We start from the raw sequence: 25,488 nt of genomic DNA on the forward strand, positions 1-25,488 counted from the left end.
GAATCAACAGTACAGGAAGGCTGTTGATTTGATTTTGCTTATTTTGTGGCTACTTTTAGATAACACATTAAATTATAATCAATGGAAGTAATACATAAAAACGACGAAAAACATGGCAGTTTTGAGGTAGTAGATCAGGAAAAATCAGTCGCGCAAATGACATACACCTGGGCTGGTCCAACAAAGTTTATCATTGACCATACCGAGGTCAGCGAAAACTACACAGGTAAGGGATTAGGCAAGCAAATGTTAATGGCTGCAGTTGCTTTTGCCCGAAAAGAACATCTCAAAATCCTTCCCTTATGTCCTTATGCAAAATCTGTCTTTGACAAAGAACCGGAATTGGCGGATGTACTTTTTTAATCCAAAGAGAGCACATAAAAAGCAGGTTAAATCTAGGATTAAAAGAGCTAACCTGCTTTTATTATTTAAGACAAGCTCCATTTCACTGGCAGCTATCTGGGGATACAATAGATTAAAACCTATCTAAAAACTTAAAAACAAGATCTGCTGCTAATTTGGCTGTACGGGAATCAATATCAAAATAAGGGTTTAACTCAGCAATGTCCATCGACCTCAAATTGGGAAGTTCGATGATAGCACTATACAAATCGAAAAATAATTCATCAGGAACTATACCATTGAATGCTAGTGCACTTACTCCCGGTGCATAAGGCGCTGCAAATGCATCCAGGTCAATAGTCAGATATACATAGTCCACCTGACTGGCAAAATCCTGTATCTGTCTCCGAAGCGCAGTGAGTCTGTCCGCGACCAAATCCTTCCGTTCAATAATCTGGGTATGTTTAGATTTTGCGTAAGCCATAAGACCTTTCGTATTGCTGATTTCCTGTACACCTATGGCCAAATAGTGAAATGATTGACCTATGTTGCTAAGGTCTTTTTCAATCTGAAAAAATCCTGTACCTGAATTCCCCTGCTCTGCAGAAATTTCACGCATATCCAGATGCGCATCGATGTTAATAATGCCGATCTGGCATTTCGGATCGTTCAAAAAGTGTTTGATCCCAAGATAATGGCCATAGGTTACCTCATGTCCCCCGCCCAAAACAATGGGAAATCCCCCGCCTTTAAGAATGGAGGATATCGCCTTTCCAAGAGCAGATTGCGAAGATTCCAAATCATTATCTTTTAGCACAATATCACCAGCATCTTTAAGTTTAAGTTCAGCTGAAAAATGAGCCGGTAAGTTAGTAAGTACATTCCTTATTGCGCTTGGCCCATCCTTCGCACCTACCCGCCCCTGGTTCCTACCAACCCCCTCATCACTACAAAATCCCAAAAAAACCAACGAATGACTCAAACTGAAGTCAGCGGACAAGTCTATACACTCCATCAACTGGTGCCAACGCATCCAATCTCTTTCCTGGCCGTCAACCCGTCCTTTCCATACGGCCCGGTCTCCACGGGTATATAATTCTTTGTGATTAAGTAAAGGATTCATCAATCTTCATTAAACAATTCATCGATAATAGCATCGTCCACCAGCTGCGCACGGGTAACCAACAGCGCGCTATTGCTCGCCATTGCATTGTCCAAGGCTTGATTTGCCTCCCTGTTCCGCGCCCATGCACGCCTTGCAATACCATTATTTACATCAAAATACAACATTTTCTCCAGTTTAACCTCAGCAGCAGTGGAACCATCAAGCAGCATGCCAAAGCCACCATTAATGACTTCGCCCCATCCGACACCGCCGCCATTATGGATAGACACCCAAGTTGCACCTCGAAAACTATCACCTATTACATTATGGATAGCCATATCAGCTGTAAACTGGCTACCATCATAGATATTGCTTGTCTCCCGATAAGGGGAATCCGTCCCGCTGACGTCGTGGTGGTCACGCCCCAAAACGACTGGGCCTGCCAGGTCGCCTTTTCTGACGGCTTCGTTAAATGCTTTGGCAATCGCGATACGTCCGTTGGAATCGGCATACAGAATACGTGCCTGCGATCCGACAACCAATTTATTTTTACCTGCCTCCTTGATCCATTGGATATTATCCAACATTTGCTGCTGAATCTCCTTCGGAGCAATGGCCTGAAGGGATGTCAATACGTCCATTGCGAGCTGATCTGTCTTTTCCAGATCATTGGCCCCGCCAGAGGTACAGACCCAACGAAATGGTCCAAATCCATAATCAAAGCACATCGGCCCCAAAATATCCTGAACATAAGAAGGATAGCGGAACCCATCCCCTTCAGTGTCCAATATGGCAGCTCCGGCACGGCTACTTTCCAGCAGGAATGCATTGCCATAGTCAAAGAAATATGTTCCTTTAGCGACATGCTTATTGATCGCATCTACATGGCGAACCAATGTTGCCTGTACAAATTGTTTGAATTTATCAGGATCAGTAGTCATCAGGGTATTGGATTCGGCAAAAGATAATCCCATCGGATAATACCCGCCTGACCAAGGGTTGTGGAGCGATGTCTGATCCGATCCGACAGTCACAAAAATATGCTCCCGGTCAAACGCCTCCCAGACTTCTACGACATTGCCAATGTAAGCAAAGGATATTGTCTGTTTTTGAATCATTGCTGTCCGAACTTGCTCCACCAATTGGGTAATATTTTCAACCAGCACATCTACCCATCCCTGCTGATGCCGTTTTATTGCAGCCGCAGGGTTAACCTCCGCGCATACAGTTATACAGCCCGCAATATTACCTGCCTTAGGTTGGGCACCACTCATCCCGCCCAGCCCCGAGGTTAAAAATACCTTTCCTTGAATGGACTCTCCTGCAGGCAACTGCCGACGGAAAGCATTCATGACAGTAATTGTGGTCCCGTGAACAATCCCCTGCGGCCCAATATACATGTAAGAACCAGCCGTCATCTGTCCATATTGCGTAACGCCAAGCGCATTATAGCGCTCCCAGTCATCCGGCTTGGAGTAATTCGGGATCATCATCCCATTACTCACCACCACACGGGGAGCATGTTCGGATGATGGGAATAAGCCCATAGGATGCCCACTGTACATGTGTAAAGTCTGTTCATCCGTCATTTGGGACAAATATTGCATCGTAAGCCTATATTGTGCCCAGTTCTGAAAAACAGCACCATTGCCGCCATAGGTAATCAGCTCATGGGGATGTTGGGCAACAGCTGGATCCAAATTGTTCTGAATCATCAGCATAATGGCAGCCGCCTGTTTACTTTTTGCAGGATACACGTCTATTGGCCGCGCATACATCGCATATTCAGGTCTAAAACGATACATGTAGATCCGGCCATACTCCTTTAATTCTGCCAAAAACTCCGATGCCAGTTCAGCATGCCATGATTTCGGAAAATAACGGAGCGCATTTCTCAAGGCCAGTTTTTCTTCTTTTTTCGAAAGAATATCCTTACGTCGTGGCGCATGACTTACTGTCGAGTCACGTTCTGTTGCAGGTGGCAGCTGCGAAGGAATGCCCTCCGCAACTACACGACTAAATGTATTGTCCATCATCGTTCAATTGAAAATACTTCCTTACCATTTTTCCACACGGCAGAAGGCCCCATACTTCCCTGGTAATACGTAATATTTTGATAATTATCGGTCTGAAATAAAATAAAATCCGCACGCATTCCCTTCAGCAGCTTGCCACGATCATGTAGATTCAGGGCTTGTGCAGCACGAAAAGTCAACGCTGATAAAACTTCCGCATTGCTTAGTTTTTCCATCGTAGCCAATATGCAGGCGCTGGTCAGCAATTGGCCCATTGGTGCAGAGCCTGGATTCCAGTCGCTGGCGATGGCCAGGCATGCGCCTGCATCCAGCAGTTTTCGTGCTGGGGCGAAGGCACAACCGATACCAATTGATGCCGCAGGTAAAGCCACGGCAACTGTATCAGACTGCGCCAAAAGCTCAATTTCAATCGCTGTGGACGCCTCCAGGTGATCGGCGGATCGCGCCCCTAATTCCACGGCGATCTGACTTCCTGAAGTACTGAACTGATCCGCATGGACCGTCAGATCAAAGCCCATTTCTTTGGCCCGTTGCAAATATGGCCTGATCGTTTCCGCATCAAATGCTGTTTTTTCAATAAAAGCATCCACGCGATTGGACAATTGCTGTGCTTTCAATTTAGGAAAAAGGTTTGTTTCCATCAGATCAAGATAATCTTTTGCAGATCCATTGTAGTCTCGGGGCAGCATATGGGCAGCCAGACAAGTGGGTACCAGATCCGCCACAGCGAGTTCATTTGCTCTTTTTATCGCACGTAGTACCTTAAGCTCTTCTTCAACCTGAAGCCCATAACCACTTTTAACTTCAATAGTTGTAACTCCCTGAGCCAATAAAAATGCGCCCCGGTCGATAGTAAGCTGTACCAGATCCTCCTCCGTGCAACCCCTTGTATGGGCAACAGTGCTCCAAATTCCGCCACCAGCTTTTGCAATTTCAAGATACGAAGAACCTGCATTTCGAAGTGCGAAATCATTTGCCCGCTGTCCCGCATAACAGATATGGGTATGACAATCAACAAAACCGGGTAATGCAACCTGATCACCTTCAAGACGAACAAGAATTGCCTTATCATGCCATTTTTGGTACAGAAAATCAAAATCACCTATCTCTTGGACAAGCTCACCTTCGATTAAAATTCCCGCCTGCTCAATCACCTGCAGTTTCGCATCCTTTACAGCGCCTTTTAATGGAATACCGTCCATTGTCAATATTTGCCTGAACGGACCTATCAGTTTTAAATCTTTTTCCATTGTCACGTAGCTTTAAAATGTATCAAAACGTTCTATCAGTTCCATCGTTACAGCTTGCTGTGGATTGCTTTGACGACGTAAGCTAATTAGCTCGCCCGATTTGACCAATGCCAATGCACTGCTCAACAAAGCTTCCATTGGCTGATCAGATTCAATATGTGGAATAAACTTTCGTATGCGTTCATGAACCGCTTCCAATGCCGGAGTAGACCGCAGCGGGTGATGATAATCCTTCGCCTGCGCCGCGCACAATAGTTCGATGCTCAGAATTTTATCCACGTTATCTATGACTTGAAGCAGCTTTCTACCGGAGATAGAGCCCATACTCACATGATCTTCCTGTCCCAGCGATGTCGGAATACTGTCTGCGCTAGCAGGAAAACACAAGCCTTTATTTTCACTTGCAATAGCAGCTGTACTGTACTGAAGAATCATAAAACCAGAATTGAGTCCTGTCGATTTCATCAACAATTTTGGAACCCCATTGGTTTGCCCCTCTAAGGATAAATAAACCCGGCGATCCGATATATTGCCAATTTCAGAAACTGCGAGCGTGGCGTAATCCAAAGGTAAGGCAATGGACTGCCCATGAAAACTACCGCCACTTATCGTTAATTCATCGTTTATAATAACTGGATTGTCCGTTACCGAATTGATTTCTAATTCGATCGTCTCCTTTAAATGAAGCCAAGCATTACGCGAAGCGCCATGCACTTGTGGAATACAACGTAAAGAATACGGATCCTGAACGCGCGAACAATCTTTATGACTTTCTAAAATAGCCGACCCATAAAGTAAAGCATGGATATTTGAAGCAACATAACGGTTACCTGCATGTGGCCGCAGTTCATGTAGTTCGGAAAAGAATGGTTTAATAGAGCCATTCAGCCCTTCAATCATCAATGCTGCGATAATATCCGCGTTCTGAAGCACCCGATTGAACTCACTGACAGCTTTTACACCATGAGCGGCCATAAATTGTGTTCCATTAATCAATGCTAGCCCTTCTTTAGCGCTCAAATGAACCGGCTTAAGGTCATGCTTCGCCAAAATTGTCTCCGTTGCATAAATCTCCCCATTGACATTGACTTTCCCCAGACCAATCAAAGGCAAAAAAAGATGGGACAACGGTGCCAGATCACCCGAGGCACCAACTGAACCCTGCTTGGGAACAACAGGAATGACATCCTGTTCGATATGCCAGATAATGCGTTCTATGGTACTGTACTGAACCCCTGAAAAGCCCTTCGCCAATGCGTGCACCTTCAATATAAGCATTACTTTAGCCAGATCATTAGCGATCGGCTCCCCCATTCCCACAGCATGACTTTTCAGAATATTTTCTTGCAATAACTGCGTTTGATCCGCATCAATTAAAGTCGTGCAGAGTGGACCAAAGCCGGTATTGATACCATACACAACCTGTCCACGTTCGACAATCTTGCGCACATAGGCCGCACTCTTATCGATATTTGCTTTTACTTGTGCCGAAATTTCCCCTTTAATATTTCCTTTTGCTATTGCTAAGGCAATGGAGCAAGTCAAATGTCCACTGCCGTATAAAAATTTTTCCATCGTTATAAAGCTTTTATCAAATTTAGCCGCTATATTTAATAATTAGAAATACCATTTTTATCATCAATTGATAACCATGAATTATCAGATAGAACTCAGACACCTTCTTTACTTCAAAGTGTTAGCCGAGGAGCTGCATTTCAGAAAAGCTGCTGAAAGGTTATTTATCGCCCAGCCCGGGCTGAGCCGGCAGATCAAGCAGCTGGAAGAGAACTACCGCGTGAAGCTATTGGAGCGGAATAAACGACAGGTATCTCTCACCGAGGCAGGCAATTATCTTTTTGATGAGGTTAAAGATCTGTTTAGGCATCTAGATCAGATTGAAACCCAGCTCCAGAGCTTGGCCAATGGCAAGATCAGTACACTAAAACTAGGGTTCATCGGCTCGGCAGTACAGACAATATTACCTCAATTATTGATTAACCTCAAACAAAAACAACCGGATATTGAGCTATCGCTACATGAACTTGCCAATGAAACCCAATTGGACCTGATTCAAAAGAAGGAACTTGATTTTGGCTTTGTCCGTCTTTCCGATACGCCCATAGGACTACGTAGTCTTCCTATTTATACGGAACATTTTAGCCTGGTGCTGCCTAAAAACCATCCATTATTAAAGCAGAAAAAACCAAATCTGTACGAATTAAAGAATGAATCGTTTATCTTATTTTCTAAAAATTACAGTCATTCCTATTACGATCTGGTCATGAGTATTTTCCGGGACCATCAGTTTACACCGAAAGTCACCTTGCGTACCGTAAACGCGTTAACAATATTTAATATGGTAGCCCAGGGGTTGGGTGTCGCCATTGTCCCCGCTTCATTAAAGAATGGCTATCGGGTTGATGTCTGCTTCCTTGAACTGGACAGCTTGCCCCAACGAACGACGCTTTCCTTGGTCTGGAATGCCGAAAACCGTAACCCTGGAATACCTTTCGTTTTGGATATTCTTGCTTCCGAAAGCCGGAAAGGCATTATTGCTGAAACTTAGCCTTTTTTTATCGCGGAAATATTTGATATATTTACTTGACTATATATTTAAAAAAACAAATTATGATTTTAGAAGTAGCCGTACTGCAAATTATCGAGGGACAACAGTCTAATTTCGAACGTGATTACAAAACTGCCTGCCAGTATATCAGCGCAAGCAAAGGGTATATCACACATTCGCTACGCAAATGCATCGAAAAGGATAATCAATACATTTTATTGGTTGAATGGGAGACATTAGAAGACCACACTGTTGGCTTCAGAGAATCTGACTTATTTAAGGAATGGGAAAAACTATTACATCACTATTATGATCCTTTCCCAACCGTAGAACATTATGAAGTGTTAAAATAGCTTTTTTATCCACCTTTTTCAATAATATCTACTACCTTTGTAGAAATTCTAAATTCAACTTTTAACCCCTGTGAAGCCCAAAGCTTTACAGTAATACACAGAATAAGATGTATACAAAAGAAAAAGCAAAAGTAAATAGTTTCACGGTAGACCACACCAAATTGAAACAAGGGATATATGCCAAAGCTTCCAATACCAATAACAGCACCATTGAAAGCTATACGACATACGATATCCGCATGATCAGACCGAATTCTCCGGAGCGCATGTTATCTCCAGAGGTGATGCACACCTTGGAGCACTGTTTTGCTACAGAAATTAGAACAATCTTAGGCGACGAAGTGATCTACGTTGGGCCAATGGGCTGTTGTACGGGATTTTATGTCGTCTTAGCTGGCACAGACAGAAGCCCGCAAGCTGTTGCCGAATTAATGAAAGAAGTACTCGAAACGATTTTGACCGAGGGTTATGAGGTACCTTTTCAAAATCCAATCAGTTGCGGAAACTACACGTTTATGGATTTCGATTCCTCAAAACAGGCCTGTGTCAATTTCTTACATTTGATTAATGCTGGAGAACTCGCTTTCGAATACCCTTATATTGAAGAAAACTAAATGATCCTTAACAAAGAGATTGAAACAATCATTCTGGTAGCAAATAAAAATGAATTATCTTTTACTACCGACAATAAATCGACCATCATCTATGAAATAGGTGTTGGGAAAGTGAACGCACTCTTATCTGTGGCAACGCTATATGAGGAGATCAAGGCACTGGGCATCAGCCCGGTTCTAGTCAATGTAGGCACGGTTGGATGTACACGATACCCAATCGGTCACGTACTGTACCCAAATTACTATGCCCAAGGCGACGCTTATACCGACGGATTCTTTATGGAGAACACGTTTTTCCTAAAAGGCCAAGGTTCAATCGAATCTGTTTCCCTGAAAGAATTTGATTATGAAAACGCCCTATTGACATCAGATCGTTTCATCAATGTAAATTCAGCATTTTATCAAGATATTAAGCACCTGAATCCTTTGGCTTTTGATATGGAAGCTTATGCACTTGCAAGTTTTTGTTTTCTCAAAAATCTGTCTTTTCATAGTGTCAAAATTGTTTCTGACAACTGCGATGGCACTGTAAAAGATTGGGAAAGCATTCTTGGTGAAATTTCCGGTCGATTGGGACAAATATTGGATGAATTTGTGAATGATCGACTCCACAAAGAAAAAATAAGCATAGCCAGTATATCATAATACTGAATATGTCGAAAAAAGACCTAAAGTGTTCACTTTAGGTCTTTCTTTTTTTTCCTCCGCGCCCTATCGAAAGATCAAAATAGGTAAACTATCTTCGCTACACAAACTCGGCGTCAACCTAAAAAATTAAAATCGCGATTATTTGATTTATTCTAAACTATTTCCAGCCGCGACTTGTTTACATACATAGATTACGTACCCATCGTTATATTTATTATAACTCTTCTACACTGCAAATAAATCGATCTAATACTTTTATGAAGAATAAAAAGAAAATAATAATTTCAAATAGGCTGCCGATACAAATAGAACGAAAAAAAGACAAACTTATCATCAAACCAAGTACTGGAGGTTTGGCCACCGGCTTGAATTCAGCATTTGATTCCAGCGAAATCCTCTGGGTAGGCTGGCCGGGGATAGTTCCCAAAGATGATGCTGAAAAGGAAAAAATCACCGAATTGCTCAAACCGATGAACCTGCTGCCAGTTTTCCTTTCAAAAGAAGAAATTCGAAATTTTTATGAGGGTTACTCCAATGAGGTCCTCTGGCCGATCTGCCACTACCAACCGAGTTATATACACTTTGATCGGGAATACTGGTCTACTTATGTAGCGGTCAATAAAAAATTTTGCGAGACTGCTCTATCTATACAACAATCTCCGGATTGTATTTGGGTACAGGATTACCAACTCATGCTGCTCCCACAACTTTTACGTCAGGAAAACAAAGAACTTAATATTGGCTATTTCCATCATATCCCCTTCCCCTCGGAAGAGCTTTTTATGAATATTCCACAACGGAGGGAACTGATTGAGGGCCTCTTGGGAGCTGATCTTGTTGGTTTCCATACATTCGCAGATAGTCAAAACTTTCTTAACTCCTGCAAGAAAATATTAAACGTTCCCTGTAGTCACAATCAGCTCAAACACAAAGACAGACATATATTCATCGAGTCTTTTCCGATGGGGATCGACTATGATAAATTTGTCCATGCCAGCTCACTTCCGGAGGTAAATGCCATTGCGACGCAATTTCGCAGTCATTTTCCCGATCAGAAAATAATTATTTCGGTCGATCGGCTGGATTATAGTAAGGGAATATTAGAACGATTACGGGCTTTTCTCACTTTCTTGGAAAGGTATCCGGAATGGCATTCTAAAGTTGTGTTGTATATGCTTATTGTTCCATCAAGGGATAAAGTATCACAGTATAAAAAACTAAAAGATGAAATCAATCGAAAAGTAAGTGAGATAAATTCCATCTATGGTAATCTAAGCTGGACTCCGGTACTCTATTTTTATAAATCTCTCCCATTTGAAGAACTTATAGGGCTGTATTTGGCATCAGACATCTGTATGGTTACCTCCACGCGGGATGGCATGAATCTCGTGAGTAAGGAATATATTGCCAGCAACACCAACAGTGACGGTGTATTGATCCTCAGCGAATTTGCAGGCGCTTCAAAGGAGTTGGTCGATGCGCTCATCGTCAATCCTTATAATCGGACAGAAACTGCGGAAAGCATCTATCAGGCTCTTAAAATGTCCCCTGAGGAGGTTCGCGAGCGCTCAGAAGCCAACCGTCAGATTATACAGAAATTTAACGTGCAGCATTGGGTTCGTTTGTTTATCAGCCGCCTGGCGGAAACAAAAGCGATACAACGTGATGAATGGGCACGACGAATTTCCGACAAGGTGTTTAGCAGTATTGCCGAACGTTACCGAAAAAGCCGCAACAGACTGTTTTTTTTAGATTACGACGGTACGCTAGTCAAATTTCAAAATCATGCCCAGAAGGCCAGTCCAACGGTCCTGCTGTACAATCTCCTGGACAGTATTATTGCAGACCCGCTCAATACACTGGTCATCATTAGTGGCCGTGCACAAGAAAGTCTATCCACCTGGTTTGATGGGCGTTCCTATTATCTGGTTGCGGAACATGGTATCTGGTCCAATTTTCCTAACTTCAACTGGGCTTACAAAAAAGGCCTGGCGCTCCATTGGATGCCTGAAGTCAAAAAACTCATGGAAAAACTGGCCGATCAGACTCCCGGTGCCTATATAGAAGCCAAACCCTACTCCTTAGCCTGGCATTACCGTAAAGTGGAACTTGGACTTGGTGAACTTAAAGCTGCAGAATTGAAAGAAATTTTAAATCCGATGTTAAATGACTATGGACTGCAGCTTCTTGATGGCAACGCTGTTATTGAAGTGAAAAATACCGAGGTCAACAAGGGAAAAGCGGCTTTAGAAATTGCCGGGCATATTAAAGCGGATTTCCTCTTGGCGATTGGAGATGACATTACGGACGAAGATCTTTTCAAATACTTACCCCAGTCAACCATAAGTATCAAAGTGGGCAGTAATAAATCAGCAGCAAAATATTATTTGGATCAACAGGAAGATGTACTTCAATTTTTAAATCAACTTATTATAAAATAATGAAGGAAAACACAACAGCAGACAGACACATTTATGAAACCGGTATCATCGGCAATTGCTCCTATATTGCCCATGTAGGCATTGACAGTAACATTTCTTGGTTATGTTGGCCTTCCTTCGAAGATAGTTTTGTATTTGGCGGTCTAATAGATAAAAACCAGGGCGGACGTTTTGCCATAACCCCGGAGGAAGAAATTTTAGAGACAAAACAATATTATATCAAAAACTCCAATATTCTTTGCACAGAAATCCATACTGAATCTTTCGCGTACCGCATCACCGATTTTGCGCCACGATTTGAACAATTTGGCCGCTATTTTAAACCCCTGATGTTAATCCGTAAAATAGAACCGCTAAGAGGTGCCCCAAGTGTTAATATCCAATGCCAGCCAACGGGAAACTATGGTCGTAATATGTTAAAGGCTACACGGGGAAGCAACCATATTTTATATAGTAGCGCTGAAATTGGTGAGCGCATCCGTTTAACGACTGATGTTCCCATCTCCCATTTTTTTCAGGATGACAACTTGACAATTATCAGCGAAAATAAATATCTTGTTTTGACTTATGATGCAGCTTTCGAATCTGCTATTGCAAGTACTTGTGAGGATTTCCTTCAAAAAACATTGGGCTATTGGCAGCGCTGGATAAAGCACTGCAGTATTCCAAATATTTACCAAAAGGAAGTGATCCGTTCGGCCCTGGTGCTCAAATTGCATCAATATGAAGATACAGGTGCAATTATTGCCGCCTCAACCACAAGTTTACCTGAATTTCCAGGCTCCGGGAGAAATTGGGATTACCGTTACTGCTGGGTACGCGACAGCTACTATGTCTTGACCGCATTGACACATATTGGTCAATTTGAGGAGATGGAAAGTTTTGCTAATTATATCGCTGGTATTACACATCATAATCCAGGAAGGCTGCAACCGTTATATGGCATACTCGGAAATTCGGAACTTACCGAGCATATTCTTCCCTATTTAAAGGGATACCGTGACAGCGGCCCTGTCCGCATTGGAAATCAAGCATTTGAGCATATCCAAAATGATGTTTATGGTCAGGCTATGATTGCCCTGCTCCCCCTCTTTACAGATCAACGCTTTAAAATCCACGAGAACAAAAATGTCTTGGGTTGGGTAAATTTTATTCTAGAAAAAATTGAGGCGACCATAGATGAGAAAGATGCCGGAATATGGGAGTTCAGAAATTTTGCCAACCATCACTGCTATTCCAACCTCTTCCAATGGGTAGGCTGTAAGGCGGCGCTACTTATCGCCCGTCAAAACGGCTATCAGGATATGGAACAACGCGCCGCAGTACTCCTCGAAAAAGCGTCCGCATATATCGAAGCTTGTTACGACGAAGAAAGAAAGGTCTACCAAAATGCCTTGGATAGCCAAAATTTAGATGCCAGCACCCTGCAGTTAATTGTAATGGATTACTTAAACCCTAAATCTGAACGCGCACGGCAACATCTTGAAGCGCTGGAGAAAGAACTTAAAGGCGAAAATGGACTCTTTTACCGTTACAAACATCAAGATGATTTTGGTAAACCCAAGTCTACATTTTTGGTTTGCGCATTCTGGTATGTAGAAGCGCTGGCTTGCGTAGGAAGAGTTGAAGAAGCAAAAGAAATATTGGAAAAATTGCTTACTTATAGTAATCATCTGGGACTATTTAGCGAGGATGCCACCGAAGATAACGGCAGCCAATGGGGAAATTTCCCACAGGCCTATAGTCATGTGGGCTTAATGAATGCAGTGTATCGACTCGCCATTAAGTTAGACAAACCAATCTTCTCCTTATAAAACACAAAAATGCGGTCAATAATTAATTGACCGCATTTTTTCTCATATGTAAGTTTAAAACTCAAATCGAACACTTACATTTTATCTAACCAATCTTCCACTTCTTCTTTTGTCTTTCCTGTTTTCTGTTGCAACTTACCTAACAACTCATCTTCCTTGCCCTCCGCATATAACAAATCGTCATCCGTCAAATCAGCATATTGTTGCTTTACTTTACCTTTTAATTCGTTCCAACGACCTTTCCATGTTAAATTACTCATAATACTTACTTTTTAGTTTAAAAATGAATTGATATATTTTATATTAAGTTTTCTTTATATTCATTGAAATGTTCACAAATTTCATCCATCCCAATACTCTTTCCCATTAAATCAATAAAACGATTCTTATAGAGGGAAAATATATACAAACCTGTGGCAATACTCCCGATAACGAATATACCTTCAAGTTCATTGCTCCTGACAATCTTATCTTTCAGATGACACTCTTTTAGCAGAGGAATAGTATACGAAGACCATTTCCCCATTCGATCCTTAAGGATCAATCCGATATCTTTTGTTCTAGCCATTGTTGTCAACCTTTCTGATCTGATTATAGAACAGTAGTCAGCGATTAAATGTTTCACAATTTCAACGTTTACTATCAAAACAAGTGTTTTATGCCAGGGACAAGTATTTATACGTCTTATATATTCGTATGACCCACAAAAAAAAGTTTCCACCCCAGCTGGGGTGGAAACGTACTGTTAAGGTTGCCAGTTATACTGATGTTATCTTTTTCCCGGCAAATAGATCTGGAAGCCCACGCCTACACCAAGGCCACTGGCTCCACTGCCGGTATTGATACTTGCTTTGCTATAGTTATAACCAAAAGTTGCTTCCAAAGCCACTGTCCGCGTGATAAAATGGGCATAACCAACATTTGCTCCCACGGCCAAGGATGCACTTTTGCCAATGGAACTCCCGGAGATACCAATATCACCTTGTCCGAAAAAACGGCCGGTAGACGATCCTGCGTTCGGGAAATAATAACGAACAAACGGCGCTATACCGTAGGTCCATTCGTTATCTTCGTCCTTTTTAGTGTGTAATCCAAGGTTTGCCTGAGCACCTATCGCAAGCCCGTCAGACACAAAATAACCAGCACGTGGCTGAAGTGCAGCGTTAAATGATTTTCCTTCGAAACTATAGCCCAGACTACCGATTGATCCACCTACCATCCAATTACCTTGGCGAATAGGTTCAATACCGACATCCGACGACATCTGTGGTGTGGTTTCAATCTTCTGTGCATTTGCCTGTAGACAAATGCCGCCTGTAACCAATAAAAGTAGTGCAAATTTTCTCATAGTATCTTTTTTAATAAATTACTTTAATTTAATAACAAGCTACACGATTGAAAAGTTTTGTATTTATTATTAATTTCATTTTTGATGTAGAAACAATCTTGTCCAGACAATAGCGAAGCTATTTCACATAATCACAACGATTCGAATCCGGGAATTGTTCTTTTCAAAAAAAGAATAGAAATATGAGAACAACAATTCAATTTCGTAGTGGTATGCCATTAAAGTTCGAAGATGCTTTCTTGCTTTTGAACGAAATAGATCCTATTGGCACTAATCCGGGTACAGATGAAGGTACACCAGTCCGCAGGCCTCCTAGAGTTCCTGACTTGGAAGAAGTAACCCCTGACAAATACTATCCGGAAAACGCCGAAGGCCCCGATCCGACAGAGGAAGAACAACGCGACAGAGATGACCTGGACCATATAGATCCGGACCACGAAAAACATCCGGAGAAACCGGATCATAAAGAAGAGGATATCTATCCTCCCGATTCAGATCAGGAGGAAGACGTTGAGGAGAAAGGCTTATAATCAACAACTAAACAAGACGTTATGACTAAAAATCATGGTAAACAGATCAAAGATGACGCGAAATATGAGGCCTTGCGCCGTGAGGGTTATAGCAAAGAAAAATCTGCCCGCATCGCCAATACACCGGACTCAGGAAAAAAAGGCGGAAATAGCACAGATTTGGAGGAAAGAAGTAAAACAGAATTACTTGCGGAAGCAAAGAAAATCGGAATAAAAGGCCGTCATAAGATGACTAAGGAGCGCCTGATCCAAGTAATTCGCACCTAATCAAAAAACTCCCTATGTGACGGGAGTTTTTTGATTATTCTTTTCTATCAGTTTGCTGTTAGCAATCTTAACGTTTGACACCCGTTGAACTATCTTTTTGAGCAGTGTCCAGTAAGGTTGTATCTTTCTGCATACTCATCTTCTGCTGCTCACTTAAGTTATACCTTGTTTCGTCGGCATCACTTGGGGCTATATTATCTGATTGTCCGTTTCCCTCCGCATTTTTCGAAGAGTTTTTACAGGAAAACAATGTTGTGCTACAGAGTAGCGCGATTCCAATGATAGCTATTAATTTCTTTATCTCTTTCATATGTAATTTATTTTTGTGTGCTCATTCTTAATAAAGGAACCCTGTTCAGGAAACTTTAGTTCAATAAAATTGAAAAACTGTCCGTGCTGCCTCAAAAGTTGGACATTGCGGGGTATGGAATACCAGTAACCTACACCCGTAATTAAAACATTTCTTAGGGGAATAAATACCCGATTGAAGAGCCATAAAAAGAGCCTGAAACAATTTATTCATATACTTTTTTTTTTGAATAAACCGTCTTTTTATGTAGCTAATAAGCTACAATGTATAAAACTTCCGCTACACGTATTTTCCGCATTTAACTGTTTAAACAAAGGTTTACATCCGAATTTTGGCAAAAATTAGCACTCTAATTGCACCAATATGTTCAGAAAATCAATCAATTTAAATAAACGATAGATATCATGAACAATTCCAATTTAAACTTACTCGTCGAAGAAAAAAGAAGTCTATTAAAACATTTCGCAGGAAAGTTCACCACCGATCCTGATGAAAAGGAGGATTTGATTCAAGAAACGCTTATTCGTGCATTAAAGTCGATCGATGACTTTATTAAGCATCCCAAATTAATGTCATGGCTGTATGTTATTATGAAGAATGTTTATATTAACCAATACCGCAAAGCCAAAAGAACCACGGATATCCACGAGACCTATATTGGTTTGGAGGCGTACAATACGACAGAAGCGAATAAAGGTGAAAATAAATTTGTGTCGGATGATATTGAGAAGGCCATGTGCAGTCTCTCAGAAGACAACTATCAGATCTTTCAATTATTTCTGGAGGGTTACAAATATCATGAAATTGCCTCCTATTTTGGGATGCCGGAAGGGACGATAAAGACGAGAATACATATGACCCGCAAGAAGCTGCAAAAACAGCTAAAAGTATATCGAATACAATAAAACCAAATGTTCTTTTGAATGTTAACATAGCAGAGTTCCTCACATTAATTTGACAATACATTAAAAAAATAGCTATATGAAATCTAAAATCACAGCATTCGATCAGCGGTATTTGCCGGTTTTGCTGATCATTTGTGGCGGTCCTATTGGTAAAGGAAATAACAAAACGATGGTTCAACCGGACGCGGCCAGCTCAATAAACAAAAAACAAACTAAGCCTAATGTGGAAGAGGAAAAGAAACCTTCCTACCCAGCTAAAACAAAATAAGATGTACGCCTGTTAAAAGAGGCGTATATCTCTTCTATTTTTGCCAGACGATTTACCTTCAAGCGCCAGAATAGCGTGTTTCATTTTTTTAAAGACAATCAAAAAGTTACAAAAGGGTAGAAATACGCATACTACTATTTTTTCCAACGGAACAGCTCCAGCATTCGTTCTAACAGTGAAATTCAATCAGCTATTTTAAACGCTAAAATAAATGGAAACGATAACAATAAATGATAGCACATTGATCAATGATCTTATACAGATTAACAACGATCGCGTTGCCGGGTATAAGAAAGCAATCGAGATTGCAGGTCGCCTTCATATTGATACCTTAAACGATATTTTCGTTGATTATATGAATCAATCCGAACTATTTATTGAAGAGCTAAAGCCTTATCTGGAGCAGCAGGCCAGGGCAGCTACTGATGGTACAATGATCAGCGGTAAGCTTTTCAGAATATGGATGGAAATTAAATCTGCCGTCTCCGGCAACGACAAAAAGACGCTGCTCTCAAGTTGTGAACAGGGCGAAGATGCCTTTACAAAGACCTATAAAGATGTTGTTGACAATCAAGATTGGGAAATCACACATGACCTACTCCTACTGATCGAAAAACAGCTGGCCATACAATTGGAAGCACACGAATACATCAAAACATTACGGGATAGTGCATTATAATTAAGTACCATCCAACTTCACCATAGAAGATCCTTATTTATCGATAATGAGGATCTCTTTATTATTCAACAGCATAATCTCAACAGTTGTTACTAAATAAAACGGCTATATGAAGATCAAAAATAAACAAGGCTACAGGAGGCGGAAAATTGGAAAAACCTTTAAATATTTTGATAACTCAGGCAAAGAAATCACCGATCCAAAGATATTGGACCGGATACATCATTTGGTCATTCCACCGAACTGGAAAGATGTCTGGATTGCAAAGAGCGCAAGAAATGATCTCCAGGCTTATGGTTTCGACCAGAAGAACCGCAAACAATATATCTACCATCCAAAATTTGTCCATCAAAAACAAACGGAGAAATTTAAACATGTCCTTTACATGGGGCAGTATCTGCAGGATCTTAGAAAAATAAGCTCTCGACATTTGAGAAATAAGGACTGGGATATGGAAAAATTATGCGCAATTGCTTTTAAAATAATGGACAGTACGCTTATGCGAATTGGCAATAAGCGTTATACACTGGAAAACAAGTCGTATGGTCTCAGTACTCTTGAAAAACGGCATATCAACATAAAGGATCATACCATCACATTTGCTTATAAAGGAAAAAAAGGGGTTTTCCAGGAAAAGACCTGGCGAAACAAACAACTGGCAAAACTACTTGGCGAACTGCTCCAACTGAAAGGAAAAAACCTATTTCAGCTTGATAAAAAAATCTGTGAGGGCAGTTTTTGTGGACGTACATTCAACGCTTACCTGCGTCATCATTGTCCGGGCCAAATCAGCTGTAAAGATATCCGTATTTGGGGTGCCAGCAGAGCGGCGTTCGACCTACTCTCCCAGTCAAAACAGAGCGACAATTTAAACGCGCGAAAAAAACAACTAAATGAGGTGATAAAGACAGTCGCCAAGCAATTGGGCAATACCAAAACAGTGTCACAAAATTATTATATCCATCCGGTTATACAACAGGTATATTTGGAGGATAAATTCCCTGTCATCAAAGAAAAATTGACTGGTAGTATGCTGGAATATAAACTATTTCGCTTTCTGTTAAAATATAGCTAAACCCTAGCGTCCAAACCTAAACCATTCGGTGAGGGGATGTTTTTTATGTGCTAGCCAATAGGCAACCATTTCCATTCCAGTTACCGAAAATGTGATTCCATTCCCCCCAAAACCACAAACAAAATAGGTATTTTTAAACTGGTTATGTTCACCGATATAGGGTAGACCATCTTTGGTGACACCAAAGGTTCCAGCCCAGCTAAAATCTGTAAAAAAAGGTCTATTGAAAATCTTGTGAAAAGAGCTCCCCAACTTATCGGCTTTTTTAGCGATCAATGCATCACGTTTTTGCGGGTTACGAAATTCTTCATCTTCGCCACCGATCAAAAATCGGCCATCATCAGTCGCTCGCATGTAAAGGTAAGGATCGGAAGTATTCCAGATCAATACGTTTTTATACCGTTGATAAAGAACGGGGTCTACCTCGGATACAACGGCAAAAGTACTTAATAAGTCTACAAATTTTTCTGGGATTACCCCTACTGTCTCATATCCAGTGCAATAAATTATCTTTTTTGCGCGGATCATTGCACCTGTAGATACTTTTGCCGCATGGCCCCGTAGATTGCTTTTCACAGTAATAAGCTCCGTCTTGTCAAAAATTTCTAATCCATGCCTGACATTGTGAGTCAACAGTTCATGCGCAAAGCAAAAGGCATCTATACTCCCTCCTTGTTCGGAAAGTATTCCGCCGTAGGCTTTCTCCAGATGGTATCTGGTTTTGATTTCATTTTCACCAAGCCATTTTACTTTAAACCCGGCAGCTTTTCGGGCGTTAAATTCTTGTTTTAACCAAGCAATATCCTTTTTGCGCGAAGCATAATATAATGAATCTTTTGTCCGAAAACCAGCTTTGGATCCGATCTTGCGTGAAAGTATTCCGATATTGTCTATTGCTTTGCTACAAGCTTCATAACTGGCAATCGCACCTTCCTCGCCTATCAATTCCTTCAACTGATAAAGCGGCGTGTCGATCTCGTATTGCAACATGGATGTCGTCGCCGCCGAACTCCCATTGACGATTTCCCGTTTATCTATCAGCACACACTTTTTCCCCATTGATATACACTGGTGGGCAATCAGTGCGCCGGTGATTCCGCCACCAACGATTAAAACGTCGCAGACTTTGTCCTCGCGCAGAGAGGGATAAGTTGCCAGAAGTCCATTTTTTATTAACCAGAAAGGTTCGTTTGATTTTAAATCCATATTGTGAGATAAGCCATGCCCTTATAACCAATTCGAGAAAGAAAAGTTTGGATTACTTCGCCAGGTGTAGAAAGAACAAACGCTCCATTTTTTTGAAGAGTCCAAACTATTTCGACTTTGTAGCGGTTATCACTTGAGAACAATCGTTAATAAAAGCAATCTAGCTATCAGATAGCGATAAAAAGAACTTATTATGCGAGCCATTTGGACAGGAGCAATCGGATTTGGTTTGGTAAACATCCCGATAAAACTATATAGCGCAACAGAAAGCAGTAGTCTTGATTTAGACATGCTCGATCGAAAAGATTTAGCCAACATTAAATTCAAACGCGTCAATGAACAGACGGGCAAAGAGGTGAAATGGGATAATATTGTCAAGGGATATTTTATAAAAGATCATTATGTTGTATTGGAAGATGCTGATTTTGAAGATGCCAGTCCAGAGAAATCAAAACTCGTCAATTTACACGCATTTGTCAAATTGGCCGATATCGACAGTATATATTTTGAGACACCCTACTATCTTGAGCCCCAAAAAGGTGGTGAAAAAGCTTATCAGCTGTTATTGAAAGCCCTGGATAAAACTAAAACAGCCGGACTTGGCGCTTTTGTGATGCGTAATGTAGAACACCTGGCAATCATAAAACCCTATCATAACGTTTTGGTTTTGAACAAAATCCGGTATCAACAGGAAATAAGAAGCTTCGATGAATTAAAGCTGCCTGCTGAAGTAAAAATACAAAAAGCAGAAATGGACATGGCCACGCAACTTATTAAACAGCATAGTCAGGCTTTCGATCTAAGTAGCTATAAAAATGAATATAGTGACGAGCTGCTGAAGATCATCAAACAAAAAGATAAAGGTAAGCGGCCTACGATAAGGAAGATAAAGGTTGAAAATACAAAAGCCGATGACTTGCTCGCCAAACTACGAGCAAGTTTGGGTTAGACTTAAAAAAGCTGTTCCATGATACGCAAACTCAAATCGGGGAAATACCGAATTTATTCCAAGCATCCAGATAAAGAAACCAATAAGCGTAAAAACCTGGGCACTTTTGATAGTCTGGAGGCCGCTAAGAAACATGAACGTGAAATACAGTATTTCAAGCATACTAAATAATATTTTTGTTCAGTTTTGTTTGCAACAAAAGGAGCTAGAAAATATACAATCAGTAAAAAACTTAGCTGTTGGATAAATAAAATTATCTTAATTTAGCATACCGGAGTTATTTCCACCAATCAATTGCTACACACATTCATATGATAGTTAACGAACAAGTTTCCCTATTAGCTGTTCTTGATCACTCGCCTCTCGCTACCGCGGTTTACAATAGCCCTCACCTTCATATTGCCTACGCAAATCAGGCAATGTTGGATATGTGGTGTACAGACCGTACAATTCTAGGTGAAACGTTTTGCTCTTGCTTCCCAGGGTTTAAAGCAGAGGGATTTTCTTCTATTCTCAAAAAAGTATGGAATACGGGGCTTACCTATCAGGCAACGGATACGCCTGCGGATATTATCGATGGTAGTACAAAAACGACCCGTTACTTCGATTTTGAATATAAAGCACTTGTGGATGGGACCGGTAGCACCTATGCTATTTTACATACGGCGCATGATGTCACTGCACGTAAGCTGGTCTATAACCAGATAAAAAAGCAGGAAGAAGAAATCTCGTTTAGCCATCAATTAGATTTACTGGCCAATACCTTATCACATGATCTAAAAAATCCCTTAGCCGTCCTTAAGATGGGCAATGATTTCTTAATGCGAAATCCAGAACTAGATCCCAATGTGAGCAAAAAATGGAACCACAATATTGCAAATTCAATTCAAAATATCGAGGCCATTATAAATCAAACGCTACAGGTCAGTAAAGCACGTACGAATACACATCAAACCGAGTGTATTGCCATGGATCGAAAGATACATCACTGCTTAGCTGAAGTAAAACTGCTTTATCCACAATTGACCGTGTCATTTCGCATAGGGCATCTCTATCCATTACATGCCAATCGCACAATAGTCTATCAAATCTTTATGAACTTAATTGCGAACGCTGTAAAATATGCTAAAAAAACCAAATCTGATTCCTTACATATCTATAGTGAACAGACGGAAAAGGGGAATGTCTACTTTCTGGAGGACAATGGCATTGGTATCCCAGAAGATGAACTAACTCGGGTATTTCTTGCCCACGAACGTGCGAGTAACAGTAGTCATATGGCTGGCTCTGGCATTGGCTTATCCTTGGTAAAACAATTGATCGAAAGGTTGGGTGGTTCCATCAATCTTTCAAGCCAGTTAAAGACAGGCACCATTGTTCGTTTATTTTTTCCTTATCCTTAGGCTACCCGCCAATGATTCGCTATTTTCTGTCAAACCATATTGGACTGAGCACTGTTCTTAATCAAAAAAGGCATGAAAAATATTATTCCTGAACAGAAAGAAGGAAAGAAGCTTGATTGCTTTGAGTCAGTCGATTTCGAGAGCGCTGCAATGGCCGACTTGGCTTTTGAGACTGTATGCACCTATCTTTTGGATGTCAATTACTGGTATGAACTTGCAAAAATCCCCGCCACAACTTTCCAGTTGACCGACAGCAACGGTCTTCCGATTGACCGTCAGCTAGCGTTACATGACTACATCAGACTAAATATTCCCGGTCCGGGGCTGCCGAGCAGTGCGGGTTATGACTGGGTAAATGTCGTCAATATTACCCAGGATGAAACAAATGAATATAAACTTTATTCGTTGACCCTAAAACCATGTCCTGATCCAAAACACCCCGAGAATAAAGATACTGCTCATTTTTTTGAGGGTGTCTCCTCTTCTACCTTTCTTGTAGAACAACGACGGAACAGCATACTAATTCAATATGCAGGACGGAACGAAATCATTAACGTAGAAAATCATCGTCTGGCCGATAATCTCAGGAACTTAATTATTGGCTTGGCTGCAAAAATTGGCGCCTCTTATCCGCAATGGAAACTCCTCGTTAAAGGCCTCGCCGACCGAATACGACCTGAATAGATCATAAATTGAATCAGCAATAAGCGTATCATGTATAATATAATTGTTTTTTAAGAAAATAAAATCAAATAAAGCAACCTAATCAATAAAAATATCCTGTTAACCAACGATAGGTCATCCATTTGTGTTAATTTTTTTCGTATATTTAAGCCTATATCTTAAGGAGTTTTTGGGTTACTATGAACACTGATTTTCAATCTAACAATCAAAATGCAATCAAACTTCAGCATTTTGGTAGTCTTGTTGTTTTGGATGAACAATATACTATTGTAGCTCTGAGCGAATTCGCGGCTGATAAGGCCAATCTGCCTACTGCCCTTCTATTACGCGCAAATTTTTTCGAAAGTTTTGGTAAAGCTTTTGGTGATGCTATCCAAAAGATCGCAAATGTCCTGAGTGAATTACGTGAAAACGGACAGTCACGTCATATCCTGCCCATAAAAGTGTTTCAGGATCGTATCTATTTCAAGATCAAACTATATCAAGGTCATTTTTATATTGAATGGGAACGACAGCATAAAAAATATATTTCTGCAAAAAAAATAAATGAATTTAACTTTTTACTCGACACAATCCAACCCAACAATTGGGATAGGGTTTGTTTAGCAATCAATAGATTACTAAATTATGATCGTGTTTTTGTCCTGCAGATTCAGGAAACCGGATACAGTGAGGTGATCGCCGAACATACTGCTGACGGCAAACCTTATTTTAGGGGGAAAGAGTTTTCCAGAGATTTCATGCCCCAAGAAGCAATGGAATATTACAGCAGCTATTCCTATCGCTATATCCCCAATATCAAAAAAGATAAGCAGCGTTTTGTATATATGGAAGATAGCATAGACACACTTTCCAGTCTTTTGCGTCCGCTTCCTCAACTTCATCAGCTTTTTCTCGAAAAGATCGACGTCCAGAGCGCATTGTTCTTCCGTATTTGTATAGATGATGGGTTTTGGGGACTTGTCGTTGCACAACATGCTCACGAAAAAGAGGTGGATCTACAACAACGGAAACTTTGTACTTTTGCTATCCAAGCGGCAACCAATAAGTATGAAAGCCACGTAAAGCAAAACCTGCTCGAAAGAACAGAGCTTCTTAATTCGGCAGAAGAAGAGCTTAAAAAAAGTTTGTCCGAGAATAAAATGGTTAATTGCGCATTGGTCCAGCACATAGATACGCTCACCCAACTGGTCAATGCAGACGGCCTTTCTATTTTTAATCAGGGCGACGTCTTCAATCACGGCCATACACCACATAAATCACTGTTTTATGAAATCATTCAATTTCTCCAAAAACATAGTGATAAAGCGCTGTTTAAGGATTACAACTTCAGATTAAATCATCAGCATTATTTCAAGGAAAAATTAAATTTTGCAGGACTAATGTATCTCAAAGTTGGTTTGGAAAATGATTATTATCTTGTATGGTTTAGAAAAGCGAGCCAAAGTCGTGTAATGCAAATTGGACCGGGCGTAAAAGCTTCTAAGAAATCCGCGAAACTGGAATTTTGGGAGGATGTCCGTTATGATGTCGCCAAACCTTGGAACGATGCCGAAATCAATTTTGTCTTGCGTCTCAATCAGATTATTAAAGAATCCATATTTAGAAAACTTAAAGAAAGGCAATTGCTCAATGAGGAACTTCTGAGTCTGAACAATGAACTGGAAATGTTTACCTATACGCTATCCCATGACCTGAAAAACCCCTTATCCATCCTGAAAATGGGTATTCAATTTCTGCAACAACATTCCGACAACATTGACCTTTCTAAAACCAACAAATGGTATCAAAATTTCAGCAGAAGCGTCACCAATATTGAGGATATTATCAACAATATGGTACAATTAAGCCAACATCGGGCGAGTGTTCTGGATAAAGAACCGCTTCCGATGGCTTACACCCTACAACGTATCTTTCAGGAAAATAAAACGTTGTATAATGCAGCTGACTGTGAACCCCGTTTTGGGAAATTACTACCGATATGGGGCGAAAAAAGTGCTGTTTATCAAATATTTACAAACCTCATTGTAAACGCTATTAAATATTCTTCTCAATCCAATAAACCTACAATCAACATTGAGAGCAGCAGCCGGGATGATATGACCTATTATTGCATCAAAGATAACGGTATAGGAATACCTGAAGAAAATTTACCACATATCTATGAAATGTTTACCCGGGCAGATAATGTCGGCGGGATTCCGGGAACGGGGATTGGCTTATCACTTGTCAAGCGTGTCATGGAACGTCTTGGGGGAAGCATTAGAGTCGAATCCAAGGTTGGTGTCGGGACAACAGTTCACCTTTATTTCCCTATTATAGCGCCTTTTCCGGATCATATGCTAAATGACTGATGCAATACGATCTTGACGGATAAGACAAAGGAAATAAAATTATAGGAAATAGATTAATTTTTCTTCACTAATTTTCGGTAAATAACGAGTGCCATAACAAAAATAAAAATAAGGATAAAGAGCCAAATACCCGGTTCTGTGTACCACTCATTCGAATTTCCGGTATTTAATGCCTCTGTCCGTTCCTGCGGTTGCACTATCAGAGCAATAAATGCGATATTTAAAGTGTTTAATATCATCATAACAATTTTATCCTTGGGTTCCACGTTTAAAGAACCATTTTCATCGGGATGTGGTTTGAATCAAATTAGTTTAAACCAATTGAGTAATTGGATTGTTCT

Annotated in this window: 28 protein-coding genes; 18 read left to right on the plus strand and 10 right to left on the minus strand. The window is 40.7% G+C overall.

Annotation, left to right across the window (positions count from 1 at the left end):
- Positions 1–81: 81 nt before the first annotated feature.
- The gene (locus HMAT_RS06855) at positions 82–363 is read left to right on the plus strand and encodes a GNAT family N-acetyltransferase (RefSeq protein WP_104382011.1); all 282 of its coding nucleotides are present in this window, start codon (positions 82–84) and stop codon (positions 361–363) included.
- 112 nt (positions 364–475) lie between these two features.
- Here the strand turns inward: HMAT_RS06855 and hutG are convergent, their stop codons facing one another.
- The 4 genes from hutG to hutH are packed head-to-tail and all read right to left on the minus strand — an operon-like array spanning position 476 to position 6,308.
- Positions 476–1,465 carry a formimidoylglutamase gene (gene hutG, locus HMAT_RS06860; RefSeq protein ID WP_104382012.1) on the minus strand — a complete coding sequence of 330 codons (990 nt, stop codon included), beginning with the start codon at positions 1,463–1,465 and terminating at the stop codon, positions 476–478.
- Complete coding sequence (locus tag HMAT_RS06865) at positions 1,465–3,483, minus strand: urocanate hydratase (protein WP_104382013.1); 2,019 nt, start codon at positions 3,481–3,483, stop codon at positions 1,465–1,467. Before HMAT_RS06865 ends, hutG begins: the two co-directional genes overlap by 1 nt.
- Positions 3,480–4,733, minus strand: a complete 1,254-nt coding sequence (gene hutI, locus HMAT_RS06870; RefSeq protein WP_104382014.1) for an imidazolonepropionase — start codon at positions 4,731–4,733, stop codon at positions 3,480–3,482. The genes HMAT_RS06865 and hutI overlap by 4 nt, the downstream gene beginning before the upstream one ends.
- A gap of 12 nt (positions 4,734–4,745) precedes the next feature.
- The gene (hutH, locus tag HMAT_RS06875) at positions 4,746–6,308 is read right to left on the minus strand and encodes a histidine ammonia-lyase (protein WP_104382015.1); all 1,563 of its coding nucleotides are present in this window, start codon (positions 6,306–6,308) and stop codon (positions 4,746–4,748) included.
- Positions 6,309–6,384: 76 nt separating this feature from the next.
- On the opposite strand from hutH, the gene HMAT_RS06880 reads away from it, so the two are divergent.
- From HMAT_RS06880 to HMAT_RS06905, 6 genes are all read left to right on the plus strand, one after another.
- Positions 6,385–7,299: a LysR family transcriptional regulator gene (locus HMAT_RS06880; protein WP_104382016.1), complete on the plus strand. Its 915-nt coding sequence runs from the start codon at positions 6,385–6,387 to the stop codon at positions 7,297–7,299.
- 62 nt (positions 7,300–7,361) lie between these two features.
- Positions 7,362–7,652 carry an antibiotic biosynthesis monooxygenase gene (locus HMAT_RS06885; protein WP_104382017.1) on the plus strand — a complete coding sequence of 97 codons (291 nt, stop codon included), beginning with the start codon at positions 7,362–7,364 and terminating at the stop codon, positions 7,650–7,652.
- A gap of 107 nt (positions 7,653–7,759) precedes the next feature.
- Positions 7,760–8,266, plus strand: a complete 507-nt coding sequence (locus tag HMAT_RS06890) for an S-ribosylhomocysteine lyase (RefSeq protein ID WP_104382018.1) — start codon at positions 7,760–7,762, stop codon at positions 8,264–8,266.
- Positions 8,267–8,911: a hypothetical protein gene (locus HMAT_RS06895; RefSeq protein ID WP_104382019.1), complete on the plus strand. Its 645-nt coding sequence runs from the start codon at positions 8,267–8,269 to the stop codon at positions 8,909–8,911.
- 260 nt (positions 8,912–9,171) lie between these two features.
- Positions 9,172–11,355, plus strand: coding sequence for a bifunctional alpha,alpha-trehalose-phosphate synthase (UDP-forming)/trehalose-phosphatase (locus HMAT_RS06900; RefSeq protein WP_104382020.1), 2,184 nt, complete (start codon positions 9,172–9,174; stop codon positions 11,353–11,355).
- Complete coding sequence (locus HMAT_RS06905) at positions 11,355–13,169, plus strand: glycoside hydrolase family 15 protein (protein ID WP_104382021.1); 1,815 nt, start codon at positions 11,355–11,357, stop codon at positions 13,167–13,169. Before HMAT_RS06900 ends, HMAT_RS06905 begins: the two co-directional genes overlap by 1 nt.
- Positions 13,170–13,243: 74 nt before the next feature.
- Here the strand turns inward: HMAT_RS06905 and HMAT_RS06910 are convergent, their stop codons facing one another.
- The 3 genes from HMAT_RS06910 to HMAT_RS06920 form a co-directional block, all read right to left on the minus strand.
- Positions 13,244–13,429, minus strand: a complete 186-nt coding sequence (locus HMAT_RS06910) for a CsbD family protein (RefSeq protein WP_104382022.1) — start codon at positions 13,427–13,429, stop codon at positions 13,244–13,246.
- Between the two features lie 38 nt (positions 13,430–13,467).
- On the minus strand, positions 13,468–13,737 hold the full coding sequence (locus tag HMAT_RS06915) for a hypothetical protein (protein WP_104382023.1): 270 nt from the start codon (positions 13,735–13,737) through the stop codon (positions 13,468–13,470).
- Positions 13,738–13,938: 201 nt separating this feature from the next.
- Positions 13,939–14,517, minus strand: a complete 579-nt coding sequence (locus HMAT_RS06920) for a hypothetical protein (RefSeq protein WP_104382024.1) — start codon at positions 14,515–14,517, stop codon at positions 13,939–13,941.
- Positions 14,518–14,699: 182 nt separating this feature from the next.
- On the opposite strand from HMAT_RS06920, the gene HMAT_RS06925 reads away from it, so the two are divergent.
- Positions 14,700–15,047: a hypothetical protein gene (locus tag HMAT_RS06925; protein ID WP_104382025.1), complete on the plus strand. Its 348-nt coding sequence runs from the start codon at positions 14,700–14,702 to the stop codon at positions 15,045–15,047.
- 21 nt (positions 15,048–15,068) lie between these two features.
- Entirely contained in the window at positions 15,069–15,314 is a 246-nt protein-coding gene (locus HMAT_RS06930) for a Rho termination factor (RefSeq protein ID WP_104382026.1), read from the plus strand.
- A gap of 67 nt (positions 15,315–15,381) precedes the next feature.
- Here the strand turns inward: HMAT_RS06930 and HMAT_RS06935 are convergent, their stop codons facing one another.
- On the minus strand, positions 15,382–15,624 hold the full coding sequence (locus tag HMAT_RS06935; RefSeq protein ID WP_104382027.1) for a hypothetical protein: 243 nt from the start codon (positions 15,622–15,624) through the stop codon (positions 15,382–15,384).
- A 404-nt stretch (positions 15,625–16,028) separates the two neighbouring features.
- Between HMAT_RS06935 and HMAT_RS06940 the strand changes: the two genes are divergently transcribed.
- From HMAT_RS06940 to HMAT_RS06955, 4 genes are all read left to right on the plus strand, one after another.
- The gene (locus tag HMAT_RS06940) at positions 16,029–16,529 is read left to right on the plus strand and encodes an RNA polymerase sigma factor (protein WP_104382028.1); all 501 of its coding nucleotides are present in this window, start codon (positions 16,029–16,031) and stop codon (positions 16,527–16,529) included.
- Positions 16,530–16,605: 76 nt separating this feature from the next.
- Positions 16,606–16,797, plus strand: coding sequence for a hypothetical protein (locus HMAT_RS06945; protein WP_104382029.1), 192 nt, complete (start codon positions 16,606–16,608; stop codon positions 16,795–16,797).
- Between the two features lie 211 nt (positions 16,798–17,008).
- Positions 17,009–17,476 carry a PA2169 family four-helix-bundle protein gene (locus tag HMAT_RS06950; RefSeq protein ID WP_104382030.1) on the plus strand — a complete coding sequence of 156 codons (468 nt, stop codon included), beginning with the start codon at positions 17,009–17,011 and terminating at the stop codon, positions 17,474–17,476.
- A gap of 109 nt (positions 17,477–17,585) precedes the next feature.
- Entirely contained in the window at positions 17,586–18,551 is a 966-nt protein-coding gene (locus tag HMAT_RS06955; protein WP_104382031.1) for a DNA topoisomerase IB, read from the plus strand.
- Positions 18,552–18,554: 3 nt separating this feature from the next.
- On the opposite strand, the gene HMAT_RS06960 is transcribed toward HMAT_RS06955, so the two are convergent.
- A complete protein-coding gene (locus HMAT_RS06960) occupies positions 18,555–19,757 on the minus strand; it encodes an FAD-binding oxidoreductase (protein ID WP_104382032.1) in 1,203 nt (400 codons plus the stop codon).
- 193 nt (positions 19,758–19,950) lie between these two features.
- Between HMAT_RS06960 and HMAT_RS06965 the strand changes: the two genes are divergently transcribed.
- The 5 genes from HMAT_RS06965 to HMAT_RS06980 all read left to right on the plus strand — a co-directional run bounded on the left by HMAT_RS06965 (position 19,951) and on the right by HMAT_RS06980 (position 25,147).
- Positions 19,951–20,706, plus strand: a complete 756-nt coding sequence (locus HMAT_RS06965; RefSeq protein ID WP_104382033.1) for a Ku protein — start codon at positions 19,951–19,953, stop codon at positions 20,704–20,706.
- A gap of 18 nt (positions 20,707–20,724) precedes the next feature.
- A complete protein-coding gene (locus HMAT_RS27230) occupies positions 20,725–20,877 on the plus strand; it encodes a hypothetical protein (protein WP_199768564.1) in 153 nt (50 codons plus the stop codon).
- Positions 20,878–21,017: 140 nt separating this feature from the next.
- On the plus strand, positions 21,018–22,109 hold the full coding sequence (locus HMAT_RS06970; protein ID WP_104382034.1) for a PAS domain-containing sensor histidine kinase: 1,092 nt from the start codon (positions 21,018–21,020) through the stop codon (positions 22,107–22,109).
- A 72-nt stretch (positions 22,110–22,181) separates the two neighbouring features.
- The gene (locus tag HMAT_RS06975) at positions 22,182–22,793 is read left to right on the plus strand and encodes a hypothetical protein (protein ID WP_104382035.1); all 612 of its coding nucleotides are present in this window, start codon (positions 22,182–22,184) and stop codon (positions 22,791–22,793) included.
- A 179-nt stretch (positions 22,794–22,972) separates the two neighbouring features.
- On the plus strand, positions 22,973–25,147 hold the full coding sequence (locus tag HMAT_RS06980) for an ATP-binding protein (protein ID WP_104382036.1): 2,175 nt from the start codon (positions 22,973–22,975) through the stop codon (positions 25,145–25,147).
- Positions 25,148–25,200: 53 nt separating this feature from the next.
- Here HMAT_RS06980 and HMAT_RS06985 read toward each other — a convergent pair whose 3' ends face one another.
- Positions 25,201–25,389 carry a hypothetical protein gene (locus tag HMAT_RS06985; protein WP_158655649.1) on the minus strand — a complete coding sequence of 63 codons (189 nt, stop codon included), beginning with the start codon at positions 25,387–25,389 and terminating at the stop codon, positions 25,201–25,203.
- Positions 25,390–25,488 lie beyond the last annotated feature (99 nt).

It is taken from the genome of Sphingobacterium sp. HMA12, from assembly GCF_002933815.1.
Lineage (GTDB): Bacteria > Bacteroidota > Bacteroidia > Sphingobacteriales > Sphingobacteriaceae > Sphingobacterium.

What these genes read in the sequence shown, in the direction of transcription:
- HMAT_RS06855 (WP_104382011.1), top strand. Translation starts at nt 82, where the DNA reads ATGGAAGTAATACATAAAAACGACGAAAAACATGGCAGTTTTGAGGTA.
- hutG (WP_104382012.1), bottom strand. Translation starts at nt 1,465, where the DNA reads ATGAATCCTTTACTTAATCACAAAGAATTATATACCCGTGGAGACCGG.
- HMAT_RS06865 (WP_104382013.1), bottom strand. Translation starts at nt 3,483, where the DNA reads ATGATGGACAATACATTTAGTCGTGTAGTTGCGGAGGGCATTCCTTCG.
- hutI (WP_104382014.1), bottom strand. Translation starts at nt 4,733, where the DNA reads ATGGAAAAAGATTTAAAACTGATAGGTCCGTTCAGGCAAATATTGACA.
- hutH (WP_104382015.1), bottom strand. Translation starts at nt 6,308, where the DNA reads ATGGAAAAATTTTTATACGGCAGTGGACATTTGACTTGCTCCATTGCC.
- HMAT_RS06880 (WP_104382016.1), top strand. Translation starts at nt 6,385, where the DNA reads ATGAATTATCAGATAGAACTCAGACACCTTCTTTACTTCAAAGTGTTA.
- HMAT_RS06885 (WP_104382017.1), top strand. Translation starts at nt 7,362, where the DNA reads ATGATTTTAGAAGTAGCCGTACTGCAAATTATCGAGGGACAACAGTCT.
- HMAT_RS06890 (WP_104382018.1), top strand. Translation starts at nt 7,760, where the DNA reads ATGTATACAAAAGAAAAAGCAAAAGTAAATAGTTTCACGGTAGACCAC.
- HMAT_RS06895 (WP_104382019.1), top strand. Translation starts at nt 8,267, where the DNA reads ATGATCCTTAACAAAGAGATTGAAACAATCATTCTGGTAGCAAATAAA.
- HMAT_RS06900 (WP_104382020.1), top strand. Translation starts at nt 9,172, where the DNA reads ATGAAGAATAAAAAGAAAATAATAATTTCAAATAGGCTGCCGATACAA.
- HMAT_RS06905 (WP_104382021.1), top strand. Translation starts at nt 11,355, where the DNA reads ATGAAGGAAAACACAACAGCAGACAGACACATTTATGAAACCGGTATC.
- HMAT_RS06910 (WP_104382022.1), bottom strand. Translation starts at nt 13,429, where the DNA reads ATGAGTAATTTAACATGGAAAGGTCGTTGGAACGAATTAAAAGGTAAA.
- HMAT_RS06915 (WP_104382023.1), bottom strand. Translation starts at nt 13,737, where the DNA reads ATGGCTAGAACAAAAGATATCGGATTGATCCTTAAGGATCGAATGGGG.
- HMAT_RS06920 (WP_104382024.1), bottom strand. Translation starts at nt 14,517, where the DNA reads ATGAGAAAATTTGCACTACTTTTATTGGTTACAGGCGGCATTTGTCTA.
- HMAT_RS06925 (WP_104382025.1), top strand. Translation starts at nt 14,700, where the DNA reads ATGAGAACAACAATTCAATTTCGTAGTGGTATGCCATTAAAGTTCGAA.
- HMAT_RS06930 (WP_104382026.1), top strand. Translation starts at nt 15,069, where the DNA reads ATGACTAAAAATCATGGTAAACAGATCAAAGATGACGCGAAATATGAG.
- HMAT_RS06935 (WP_104382027.1), bottom strand. Translation starts at nt 15,624, where the DNA reads ATGAAAGAGATAAAGAAATTAATAGCTATCATTGGAATCGCGCTACTC.
- HMAT_RS06940 (WP_104382028.1), top strand. Translation starts at nt 16,029, where the DNA reads ATGAACAATTCCAATTTAAACTTACTCGTCGAAGAAAAAAGAAGTCTA.
- HMAT_RS06945 (WP_104382029.1), top strand. Translation starts at nt 16,606, where the DNA reads ATGAAATCTAAAATCACAGCATTCGATCAGCGGTATTTGCCGGTTTTG.
- HMAT_RS06950 (WP_104382030.1), top strand. Translation starts at nt 17,009, where the DNA reads ATGGAAACGATAACAATAAATGATAGCACATTGATCAATGATCTTATA.
- HMAT_RS06955 (WP_104382031.1), top strand. Translation starts at nt 17,586, where the DNA reads ATGAAGATCAAAAATAAACAAGGCTACAGGAGGCGGAAAATTGGAAAA.
- HMAT_RS06960 (WP_104382032.1), bottom strand. Translation starts at nt 19,757, where the DNA reads ATGGATTTAAAATCAAACGAACCTTTCTGGTTAATAAAAAATGGACTT.
- HMAT_RS06965 (WP_104382033.1), top strand. Translation starts at nt 19,951, where the DNA reads ATGCGAGCCATTTGGACAGGAGCAATCGGATTTGGTTTGGTAAACATC.
- HMAT_RS27230 (WP_199768564.1), top strand. Translation starts at nt 20,725, where the DNA reads ATGATACGCAAACTCAAATCGGGGAAATACCGAATTTATTCCAAGCAT.
- HMAT_RS06970 (WP_104382034.1), top strand. Translation starts at nt 21,018, where the DNA reads ATGATAGTTAACGAACAAGTTTCCCTATTAGCTGTTCTTGATCACTCG.
- HMAT_RS06975 (WP_104382035.1), top strand. Translation starts at nt 22,182, where the DNA reads ATGAAAAATATTATTCCTGAACAGAAAGAAGGAAAGAAGCTTGATTGC.
- HMAT_RS06980 (WP_104382036.1), top strand. Translation starts at nt 22,973, where the DNA reads ATGAACACTGATTTTCAATCTAACAATCAAAATGCAATCAAACTTCAG.
- HMAT_RS06985 (WP_158655649.1), bottom strand. Translation starts at nt 25,389, where the DNA reads ATGATGATATTAAACACTTTAAATATCGCATTTATTGCTCTGATAGTG.